Origin of the sequence: Teichococcus deserti (genome assembly GCF_001982615.1) — a bacterium.
GTDB lineage: Bacteria > Pseudomonadota > Alphaproteobacteria > Acetobacterales > Acetobacteraceae > Pseudoroseomonas > Pseudoroseomonas deserti.
This window is the reverse complement of sequence record NZ_MLCO01000325.1, coordinates 1-7,130: the sequence shown is the minus strand read 5'-3', so window position 1 is coordinate 7,130 and position 7,130 is coordinate 1. Positions and strand designations below refer to the sequence as shown.

The window sequence follows — 7,130 nt, the reverse complement described above, 5'->3', positions numbered from 1 at the left end:
GGGCGGGGGTTTCCAGCGAGGTCGGGCCAGGCTCGTCGCGCAGACGCTGCAGCACGCCGGGATCGGGCAGCTCGGCGACGGCGGCGGTGGTCAGCGGCAAGGCGGTGGCGTCACGGTCGACCAGCCAGATGCGCTGCGCGTTGCGGGTGTCGCCGCGGGTCTCGGCCTGGATGAAGTAGTTCAGCAGCAGGCTGGCGGCGACGACGCCGCGCATTTCGCCGTCCACGCGGATCGGCAGGGTGGCGGTGACCACCGGCAGGTCGCTGGCGCGGCCCTGGCGGAAGGGGCTGAGGGTGAAGCTGCCCTCGGTCAGGCTGGCCTGAAAGACGGGATCGCGGCCGAAGCTGCGGTCGGCAGGGGCAGGCAGCGCGCTGCAACGGGGGCTGCCATCGGGCTCGGCGACCCAGATATTGCCGAAGCGGCCGCGATAGAGGCTGGCGATGGCGGAGACCAGCGCGTCGCAGCCTGCGCCGGCTGCCAGCACGCGCGGGTCGCGGGCCAGGCCGTTCAGCGTGTCCTGCAGCAGGTCGATGGCGGCGCCGTGGCGGGCGGCGGCGACGTCGCCGAGGATCTTGGCGGTGCGGCGGCCGGCCGCGAGCTCGGCCTCGTAGCTGAGCACGGCATTGGCACCGGCGATGCCGACGACAGGCACGCTGGCGGCGAGAAGAAGGAGGAGCATCCGCCCGCGCACGCCGCGCAGCATGCGGCGCAGCGGAAAATAGCGGTGCAGGAAGGAAGCCGCCGCGGTCCGGCCCTGAAGGGCCGGCGCGGAGTTGGTCACGCCGGAAGCGCGCGCCGCGTCACCCGCCGGAGCGGGGTTTTCCCCCCGATGGCTGGTCGGGGGAAGGGGGTTGGGTGGCGCCACCGGAGCGGTCCTGTTCGATCAGACGCAGCAACTCGTCCGGGATGGGCTCCTTCGCGACGCCATCATACATCGCGTGGAGCCCGCGCTGGAGCCAGAGGTCGAAGGCAGCGTCGGGCGCGCCGGGCCGGGCGTGCCGCGAGCCAGGGCGGCTGGCTTCCACGGCCGGTTCCGCCAGCATGCGCTTGTCTGCTCGATCGTCCATCACATTTCCGGATGCAGGGCCCGCGCCTCATTCGCACGGTCCGCACCGCGCAGGCTATCATTCCGACGTGCGGTCCCGCCAGAGACCGACTGTGCCTTAATGGAACCGGTCTTCTTTTCGGCCGTCTTGTCGGCGGCGCGGCGCGGCGCCTGCTTCTCGCCCATCAGCCAGGCCTCGAGCTGGCGGCGGGCGCGGAAGACGCGGCACTTGGCGGTGCCGACGGCGCATTTCATGACGCCCGCGGCTTCCTCGTAGGACATGCCCTGGACGGTGACCAGCAGCAGCGCGGTGCGGTGGTCCTCCGGCAGGTCGGCCAGGCGGCGGCGCAGCTCGCGCAGCGCCAGGCTGTCTTCCTGGGCGGCGGGGCGGGCCAGCGCCTCGGCCGGCGCGCTGTCCATCTCGCAGGTGTCGCGCTTGCGGCGGATGTCGGAGAGGAAGCGGTTGCGCAGGATGCGGAACATCCAGGCGCCGAAATTGGTGCCGGGCGTGAAGCTGTGCTGCGCCGCCAGCGCGTTGCTGACCGCGGCCTGGACCAGGTCGTCGGCATCGGCACGGTTGCGGGTCATGGACACCGCCTGCACGCGCAGCCGCGGCAGCAGGGCCACCAGCTGGTCGTGGAAGCTCGGGCCTTCATGGGCCGCCGCGGCGGTCATCTGGGGCGCGGCATCGGCCTGGATCGGAGTGACGGTCGTCATGGTGCTCTGCTCGCCTTGCATGACCAACCAATGCGCCAGCCGCCGCTGCAGTTGCATCGAAGGGTCGAGAAAAATGCATGGCAGCCATGCGTCGATCCTGGAAACCCTGACCCCGGCCGGGCTTTCGACTCTGCGTATCGATGCCCCGACCTTCATCCTCCCGCCTGGCAGCGGCCGCGCCCATCCGGCCCGTCGCCTCCGTCCAAGACGCCTGTCGAAACGCCAGCGCATCGCGCTGCGCGAAAGTTCCGGCTGCGCGCGGCCAGGCAGGTTGGCCTCAGGCGGGTGCTCCGCTTCCGGTCCAGCCCTGCGCCAGGGCGGCGCGGGCCCGGGCAACGCGGGCCTTCACCGTGCCGACGGGGGCGCCCACCACCGCCGCCGCCTCTTCATGCGACAGGCCATGCGCGCCGACCAGGATCAGCGCCTCGCGCTGCGGCGCCGGCAGCGCGGCCATGGCGCGCTGCAGGTCGGCGACCTCGCCGCGCGCCTCCTGCTCGGAGGCGGCCGGGGCGGCGGGCGGCGGCAGCCGCTCCAGCGCGCGGCGCTCGGTGCCGCGGCGACGCAGCTGTTCCAGAAAGGCGTTCCGCAGGATATGAAACAGCCAGGCCCTGAGGCTGGTGGCCGGATCCCACTGGGCTTCCGCCCGCAAGGCCCGCAGGATCGCCTCCTGCACCAGGTCGTCCGCCTGTGCCGCGTCGCGCGCCAGGAAGCGGGCGAAGGCGCGCAGCTCCGGCAGCAGGCCGGGCAGCAGGCGCCGCAGCGGGTCGGCGGCCTCGGCAGGTCGGGTGTCGTCGGTTTGCATTGCCATCTTCAGTCCAGACGCAATCTAGCTTCAGCAACCAGGATGGATACGAGGGCCAGGACATGAACGCCGTTAGCCAAGCCGAGCTCCTCCGAAGCCTGCCGCCCGCCCGGCGCTATGCCCGCGCGCTGAGCGGCAGCCAGGCGGCCGGCGACGCCCTGGTCGCGGCCGCGCTGCGCGAGGGCCTGCCCGACCTGCCGGCGAAGCTCGCCCTCTATGCCGGGGTGACCCGCATCGCGCCGCCGCCGGCCCCGGGCCCGGGCGCCAACCTGACCGCCCGCCAGCGCCAGCTGCTGCTGCTGACCGCGCTGGAGGAGCTGGTGATCGCCGATGCGGCGACCGTGGTCGGCGTGCCGCGCGACGTCGCCGAGACCGAGCTGGACGCGGCGCGCGAGGCGCTGCGCAGCGCGGCGGCCACCGAGATCCTGGTGATCGAGGACGAGCCGATCATCGCCATGGACGTCCGCCAGCTGGTCGAGGCCTGCGGCCACCGCGTGGTCGGCGTCGCGGCGACCGAGGCGCAGGCCGTGGCGCTGGCCAAGGCGAAGCGCCCGGGGCTGATCCTGGCCGACGTCAACCTGGGCGCCGGCGGCGACGGCATCACCGCCGTCAACCGCATCCAGCGCGAGGTCGAGGTGCCGGTGATCTTCGTCACCGCCTATCCGGAGCGGCTGCTGACCGCCGAGCAGGTCGAGCCGGCCTTCGTCATCAGCAAGCCCTTCGAGCCGCTGGCGCTGGCCATCGCCACCTACCAGGCGGTCTCCTCCACCGTGCCGATCGGCTGAGGCCGGGACCGCGCCTGCCAGCGCCGCGGCCGCCTTCCTGGCGGCGGCCGCGGGCGGGACCGGCGCGGAATGGCTGGGACTGGTCCGGCGGGCTGAAACCGGGGCTGAAACGCAGCGTTGCAAAGCCGATGCCGCCGAAGCGGCCTCGGCTTTTTCTTTCCCCGCTCCGAAGGAACAGGAACCCATGCTGTACTGGACGCTCATCTTCCTGGTCGTGGCCCTGGTGGCCGGCGTGCTCGGCTTCTCCGGCATCGCCTCCGCCGCCAGCGGCATCGCGAAGATCCTGTTCGTCATCTTCCTGGTGCTGTTCCTGGTCTCGCTGGTCGCCGGACGCGGATGGGTCTGACCTTCGCCGCGGCGCCGTCTGCAGGAACCCCGCTTCGGCGGGGTTTCTTTTTGGCCTGACGGCAGGGCTGGCGGCGTGCCACGCAAAAAAAGCCCCCGGGACCGTGGTCCCGGAGGCGATGCAGCCGGCCTGGCCGCTTACTGGCGCGGGCCGTTCTGCGGATAGGCGCCCGAGGTGTTGGAATTCGTGGCGCGGTCATAGGCGCGGGTCGCGGCGGTGCCCGGCGGATTGACGCGGGTGCCGTCCGACTGGGACGGATAGGCGCCCGAGGTGTTCGTGCCGGCGGCGCGGTCGAGGGCGCGGCTGGCCTCGGTGCCGCGCGGATTGCCCGGCATGCCGTCCGACTGCAGCGGATAGGCGCCCGAGGTGTTGGTGCCGGCGGCGCGGTCGAGGGCGCGCTCCGGGGCGGTGCCGGTCGGGCTCGAGCTGCAGGCGGCCAGGCCCATCAGGCCGGCCGACACCAGGATGGCAAAGCCGATCTTGCGCTGACGCATTGATCCTCGTCCTTCTGCTTGACTGTCCGGCCCTTGAGCGGGGCGGTCTGCCGGGCTGAACGCCAGGACGTGGCAGTGGTTACATGCCGTTGCGGGGAAAAAGTGTCAGGCGGGAGCGCGGCAACCTGCGGCGCGGCGCGGCGTTGCCCTGGCCGAGAACCGAGACACCGAGGACTGCAAGAGAATGCGTTCGATCCTGCTGTGGCTGCTGGGCATCCCCATCCCGATCATCATCCTGCTCCTGCTCTTCGGCGTGATCTGATCCCTGCCTCCCCGCCGCGGCTCAGCTGCGGCGGGACCTGACGAACAGGTGCCAGAGATAGGCGCCCAGCAGCGCCGCCACGGCCAGGTAGCTCAGCGGCTCGATGGTGTCGGCGACGCGCTCGTACTGGTCGCGCAGCAGGAAGCCGGCGCCGGCCAGCACGGCGACCCAGACCAGCCCGCCCAGGCTGGTCCAGAAGTAGAAGACGCCGCGCGGGATGCGCGCCAGCCCGGCCGGGATCGAGATCAGCGTGCGGATCGCCGGCAGCATGCGGCCGAAGAACAGCGCGACCGGCCCGTGCCGGCGCAGGCTGGCCTCGGCGCGGTCCAGCTCCTCCGGCGTCACCGCGAACCAGCGGCCGTGCCGGGCCACCAGGTCGCGGATGCGGGCGCTGCCCAGCGCGCGCCCCACCTCGTACCAGACGCCATTGCCCAGCAGCGAGCCGCCGGCACCGGCCAGCACCGCCAGCCAGAGCGGCATCTTGCCTTCGGCCGCCGCGAATCCGGCCAGCGGCATGATCAGCTCCGACGGGATCGGCGGGAACAGGTTCTCCAGGAACATCAGCAGGAAGACGCCGGCCGGGCCGGCGTCACCGACGATGCCGGTGACCCAATCGATCATGACGCGCTCTCCGGGATCAGGCGGGGGCCAGGCGGAACAGCCGCAGCACCAGCCGCCGGCCGCGGGTGTAGTTGTAGCCGGCGACCTCGCCCACCGGCTGCGGCGCCAGATCGAGGCGCGCCGCCTCGGCCTGGAAGCGGGCCAGGTCGCGGTCGCCGATGGCGACGACGCGGCCGGGCGCCGCGGCCAGGTAGTCGGCCGCCGCGGTGCCGTCGCGCAGCAGCGCGGTTCGGGTGCCGGTGGCGAAGACCAGCGAGGGCTCGTGGTAGCCGACGATGCCGAAGCCTTCGCCGCCAGGGGGCGTCAGCCCCTGCGCCGCCAGCGTCTGCGCGACGCGGGGGCCGATCCAGGGCGCTTCCAGCCGCGGCAGCAGCCCGCCCAGCACGCCGGCATAGATCGGCACCGCCAGGACGGCGGCGGCCAGCGCGGCGCGGCCGGGGGCGTTGTCGCGCAGGCAGGCGAAGACCGCCCAGAGCAGCAGCAGCGCGAAGGGCAGCACCAGCAGCGACAGCGGGTCGATCCGGTGGTCGGCCAGCCAGGGCAGCACCCCCGCCGCCACGCCCAGCGCCACGGCGACGACCGAAAGGAGCCCGGCGCCGAGCCAGGCGAGCCAGCGCGGCGCCGGCCGGCGCAGCGGGTCCATCGCCCAGGCGGCGCCCAGCAGCATCAGCGCCGGGAAGACCGGCAGGGTGTAGTGCGGCAGCTTGGTCGCCACGGCCTCGAACATCAGCCAGCTGGGCGCGATCCAGGCCAGCAGGAAGCGGGTGCCGGGGTTCAGCCGGTCGCGCCAGGCGGTGGGCAGAGCCCGCAGCACCAGGAAGCCGGCCGGGAAGGCGCTGAGCGCGAAGGTCAGCAGGTAGTAGCCGGGCGGACCCCAATGCGCCTCCTCGCCGGAATTGACCTTGTTCAGCATGTCGCCGCCGACGGCGTCCGCAAAGAAGCGGCCTTCGGTGGCGATGCCGATGGCGACGAACCAGGGCGCGGCGACGGCCAGCATCAGGGGGATGCCCCAGGCCGGCTTCAGCACCTTCAGCCAGGCGCCGGCGCGGTCGGCGGCGGCCAGGGTGATCACCGTCAGCAGCGCCACGAGGGGCCCGATCGGCCCCTTCAGCAGGATCGACAGGCCGAGCACCGCCCAGAACCCCGCCGCCTGCCGGGTGGAGAAGGTGCCGGGCGACAGATAGGCCCGCCCCAGCAGCCCCATGGCGACGGCGACGGTGCCGAGCAGCGCCGCGTCGGTCTTGGCGATATGCGTCTCGACCACCAGCACCGTGCTGGCGGCCAGCATGGCGGCGGCGGTGAAGGCCGCCCGCCGCCCGACCAGCGCCCGGCCCCAGTGGAAGGTGGCCAGCACCGCGGCCAGCGCGCCCAGGAAGGAGGGCAGGCGATAGGGCCAGATCTGGTCGCGGCCGCCGATCCCCAGCGTCTCGGCCACATGCACCGAGGCCGCCTGCGCCCAGTGGATGCCGGCGGGCTTCTTGTTGCGCTCCTCCTCGCCGAAGCGGATGCGCACGTAATCGCCGCTTTCCACCATCTGCCGGCTGGCCTGGGCGAAGCGGCTTTCATCACGGTCGCCCTGCGGCAGGCTGGCGAAGCCGGGCAGCCACAGCGCCAGGCAGAGCAGCATCAGGCAGAGCCGCGGCCAGCGCGTCTCCGGCAGACGGTCGAGGACATCGGCGACGCGCGGGGGGAAAGCGGGCAGGGGCATGGCGCCGGGCTGTAAAGCCTTTTGGCCGCGGAAGTATAGCGTCAATGCGAGACGCCCGCTCCGCCCTCGACATCGCCCTGCCTTCCGGCCCATAGCATCCCGGACATGAAGCCGCCCGCCGACCGCCGCCCCCGTCCCGACGCCTCCCGTGGCCCCCGTCCCGGTGGAGGCCGCGCGCCTGCGCCCCGCCGCAACCCGACCCGCGCGGCCGCGCTGGCGCTGCTGACCGCGGTGCTGGACCGGCATCGCGGGCTGGAGGAGGCGCTGGACGCCCTGCCGCCCGGCGAGGCGCGCGACCGCGCCGCCGCGCATCGCATCGCGGCCGGCGTGCTGCGCCGCCTGGGCAGCAT

The 7,130-nt window shown here is 73.2% G+C and carries 9 protein-coding genes and 1 pseudogene; 3 read left to right on the top strand and 7 right to left on the bottom strand.

Features of this window, described 5'->3' with window-relative positions:
• The 4 genes from BKE38_RS25990 to BKE38_RS25975 form a co-directional block, all read right to left on the bottom strand.
• The coding region (locus BKE38_RS25990) for a PDC sensor domain-containing protein (RefSeq protein WP_131829728.1) at positions 1-781 on the bottom strand (781 nt) is incomplete at its 3' end.
• 19 nt (positions 782-800) lie between these two features.
• Entirely contained in the window at positions 801-1,067 is a 267-nt protein-coding gene (locus tag BKE38_RS25985; RefSeq protein WP_076960110.1) for a NepR family anti-sigma factor, read from the bottom strand.
• Positions 1,067-1,720 carry a sigma-70 family RNA polymerase sigma factor gene (locus BKE38_RS25980; RefSeq protein ID WP_083747880.1) on the bottom strand — a complete coding sequence of 218 codons (654 nt, stop codon included), beginning with the start codon at positions 1,718-1,720 and terminating at the stop codon, positions 1,067-1,069. Before BKE38_RS25980 ends, BKE38_RS25985 begins: the two co-directional genes overlap by 1 nt.
• A 319-nt stretch (positions 1,721-2,039) precedes the next feature.
• Complete coding sequence (locus BKE38_RS25975; protein ID WP_106409312.1) at positions 2,040-2,564, bottom strand: sigma-70 family RNA polymerase sigma factor; 525 nt, start codon at positions 2,562-2,564, stop codon at positions 2,040-2,042.
• Between the two features lie 62 nt (positions 2,565-2,626).
• Here BKE38_RS25975 and BKE38_RS25970 point away from each other — a divergent pair, with 62 nt between their 5' ends.
• Positions 2,627-3,349 (top strand): response regulator, encoded by a 723-nt coding sequence (locus tag BKE38_RS25970; protein WP_076960108.1) that lies wholly within the window; start codon positions 2,627-2,629, stop codon positions 3,347-3,349.
• 184 nt (positions 3,350-3,533) lie between these two features.
• Positions 3,534-3,695, top strand: a complete 162-nt coding sequence (locus BKE38_RS25965; RefSeq protein WP_076960107.1) for a DUF1328 domain-containing protein — start codon at positions 3,534-3,536, stop codon at positions 3,693-3,695.
• A gap of 137 nt (positions 3,696-3,832) precedes the next feature.
• On the opposite strand, the gene BKE38_RS25960 is transcribed toward BKE38_RS25965, so the two are convergent.
• The 3 genes from BKE38_RS25960 to BKE38_RS25950 form a co-directional block, all read right to left on the bottom strand.
• The gene (locus tag BKE38_RS25960) at positions 3,833-4,189 is read right to left on the bottom strand and encodes a hypothetical protein (protein ID WP_076960106.1); all 357 of its coding nucleotides are present in this window, start codon (positions 4,187-4,189) and stop codon (positions 3,833-3,835) included.
• Between the two features lie 283 nt (positions 4,190-4,472).
• Positions 4,473-5,072, bottom strand: coding sequence for a DedA family protein (locus BKE38_RS25955; protein ID WP_076960105.1), 600 nt, complete (start codon positions 5,070-5,072; stop codon positions 4,473-4,475).
• Between the two features lie 16 nt (positions 5,073-5,088).
• Entirely contained in the window at positions 5,089-6,780 is a 1,692-nt protein-coding gene (locus tag BKE38_RS25950) for an ArnT family glycosyltransferase (RefSeq protein WP_076960104.1), read from the bottom strand.
• Between the two features lie 105 nt (positions 6,781-6,885).
• Between BKE38_RS25950 and BKE38_RS33500 the strand changes: the two are divergent.
• Positions 6,886-7,130, top strand: a pseudogene (locus BKE38_RS33500) (rRNA cytosine-C5-methylase); the annotation flags it as partial.